The sequence below is a fragment of the Mesorhizobium sp. M7A.F.Ca.CA.003.01.2.1 genome (assembly GCF_003998945.1).
GTDB lineage: Bacteria > Pseudomonadota > Alphaproteobacteria > Rhizobiales > Rhizobiaceae > Mesorhizobium > Mesorhizobium ciceri.
The window spans coordinates 1-2,384 of sequence record NZ_RZRA01000867.1 but is presented as its reverse complement, the minus strand read 5'-3'; the positions used below and the strand labels follow the sequence as shown (position 1 = coordinate 2,384).

4 protein-coding genes are annotated in these 2,384 nt (G+C 62.1%); all 4 read right to left on the bottom strand.

The window, feature by feature from the left end; translation table 11 throughout:
* A partial coding sequence (locus tag EN969_RS26875) for a hypothetical protein (RefSeq protein ID WP_127419543.1) occupies positions 1 to 237 on the bottom strand: 237 nt, incomplete at its 3' end.
* A 59-nt stretch (positions 238 to 296) separates the two neighbouring features.
* Positions 297 to 944: a ThuA domain-containing protein gene (locus EN969_RS26870; protein ID WP_063168682.1), complete on the bottom strand. Its 648-nt coding sequence runs from the start codon at positions 942 to 944 to the stop codon at positions 297 to 299.
* Positions 945 to 985: 41 nt separating this feature from the next.
* Positions 986 to 2,008, bottom strand: coding sequence for an LLM class flavin-dependent oxidoreductase (locus tag EN969_RS26865; RefSeq protein WP_063168683.1), 1,023 nt, complete (start codon positions 2,006 to 2,008; stop codon positions 986 to 988).
* 69 nt (positions 2,009 to 2,077) lie between these two features.
* Positions 2,078 to 2,384: ABC transporter permease subunit (locus tag EN969_RS26860; RefSeq protein ID WP_348632417.1), on the bottom strand; the 307-nt coding region annotated here is incomplete at its 5' end.

Sequence of the window (2,384 nt, the reverse complement as noted above, 5' to 3'; positions counted from 1 at the left end):
GATGAGATGAGTGAAGACATAAAGGAGCTGCGAATAGCGGTAGTCGAACGTCCGATCGATATCCCGCCGCTGTTCACGCAAATAGGCTTCCAGCTCCCACATCTGGGAGGGAACCGTCACCGCACTGGCCTTGCTCTTGAATTCGGCCATCGTCTTTGCGAGGGCCGCCTCAAGAGCCTTATCGAAGGCGTGGCGGGCGAGCTTCTTTTCGGAAGCGGACCAACTGGAATCGTTCATTGGATATCTCCGTAGATTTCCTGTGAATTCCATCAGATTTTCACGAACTTCGCCTGCTTCTACCCCCGCGCCGCCCAAAGCAAACCCCGCTCCACTATCAGCGCCATTTCCGGCACCGCGAACTCATCCGCCGTGTGACCAAGGGAACTGTAGAAAACCTTCCCCGCCCCATAGCGCCGTTTCCAGACGACCGGCATGACGACGCCGCCTATCCCCGGAAAATGCGCGTCGGTGAAGGTGGTGGTCGCCAGCACCTCATTGCTTGGGTCGACATGCATGTAATATTGCTCCGACCGGTAGGCGAAATCGCTGATGCCTTTTGTGATCGGATCGTCCGGCCGGGTGATCGCGACAGTGTAGTCGATGATGTTGCCGGGATGCGCCACCCATTGGCCGCCGGTCATGAACTGATAGTCAGGCTCATTGCGGAAACTGTCGCCCATCGTGCCGTGGAAACCGCCGAGCCCGCTTCCCCCGCGAACCGCAAGCGTCAGGTTCTGCAACTCGGCCTTTTCGATCGTCGACATCGTGATGACAGGCACGATGAGATCGAAGGAAGCAAGCTCCGGACCGGCGAACATCGCCGTGCCCTCACCCAGCGTGACGTCGAAGCCGTTTCGCTCAAGCAAGGTGCGAACGAGCTTCGCGCTCTGCTCCGGCGTATGGCCCTCCCAGCCGCCCCAGGCGATCAAGGCCTTCTTTGGCATTGTGTACCTCCCTGGAAAACTCGGCCCTGATCGATCCGGCGTCAGCGCCAGCCCAGCGCTGGAGCGACATGGGTCAGGATCGCCTCGATGACATGCGCGTTGTAGTCGACGCCGAGCTGGTTTGGAACGGTGAGCAACAGCGTATCCGCCTCGGCGATCGCCTCGTCCTGCGCCAATTCCTTGATCAGCACATCCGGCTCGGCCGCGTAGCTGCGCCCGAAAATCGCCTTGGTGTTCTCCTCGATGAAGCCGATCTGGTCGCGGCTCTCATTGCCGCGGCCGAAATAGGCGCGGTCGCGATCGTCGACCAGCGCGAAGATGCTGCGGCTGACCGAGACGCGCGGCTCGCGCTTGTGGCCGGCTGCCTTCCAGGCCTCGCGATAGATGCGGATCTGCTCGGCCTGCTGGATGTGGAACGGCTTGCCACTCTCGTCGAATTTGAGCGTCGAGCTCTGCAGGTTCATGCCGAGCTTGGCTGCCCATTCCGACGTGGCGTTGGTAGCCGCACCCCACCAGATCCGCTCGCGCAAACCCTCCGAATGCGGCTCGAGGCGCAAGAGGCCGGGCGGGTTGGGGAACATTGGCCGTGGATTGGGCTGGGCGAACCCCTCGCCGCGCAGCGTCTCGAGGAAGACCTCGGCGTGGTGCCTTGCCATGTCGGCGTCGCTCTGCCCTTCCGGCGGCGCGTAGCCAAAATGGCGCCAGCCATCGATCACCTGCTCGGGCGAGCCACGGCTGATGCCGAGCTGCAGGCGCCCGCCGGCGATGATGTCGGCGGCACCGGCATCCTCGGCCATGTAGAGCGGGTTCTCGTAGCGCATGTCGATGACCGCGGTGCCGATCTCGATGCGGCTGGTCCTGGCGCCGACCGCCGCCAGCAGCGGGAACGGCGACGCGAGCTGGCGGGCGAAGTGATGCACGCGAAAATACGCGCCGTCCGCGCCCAGCTGCTCGGCGGCGACAGCCAGCTCTATGGATTGCAAAAGCGCGTCCGAAGCCGAGCGCACTTGCGATTGCGACGAGGGCGTCCAGTGCCCGAACGACAGGAACCCGATTTTCTTCATAATCATGCGATATAAGGATGCGCGTCAGGCTTCAATGCAAAAGAGATTTTTTGGCGCCCGGATCAAGGCTCATGCATCGCTATTCTCGAAGGCGCCAATGCCTTGTGCGATCAGGTTGGTCGCCATCACCAGCGAGACGATTGCCCCGGAATTGAAGACGACGACCCACCATTTTCCGCCGGTCAGGAAGCCATAGCCGTCGGCGACGGCCAGTCCCCAGTCGGCCGATGGCGGCTGAATGCCGAGGCCGAGAAAGCTCAGCGTCGCGATCGAGAAGAACGCGTAGCCCAGCCTTGTGACGAGTTCGATGAGGATCGTTTCCCTGATGTTGGGCAGGATCTCCAGGAACATGATGGCGAGCGGGCCTTCACCGCCA

What these genes read in the sequence shown, in the direction of transcription:
- EN969_RS26870 (WP_063168682.1), bottom strand. Translation starts at nt 944, where the DNA reads ATGCCAAAGAAGGCCTTGATCGCCTGGGGCGGCTGGGAGGGCCATACG.
- EN969_RS26865 (WP_063168683.1), bottom strand. Translation starts at nt 2,008, where the DNA reads ATGAAGAAAATCGGGTTCCTGTCGTTCGGGCACTGGACGCCCTCGTCG.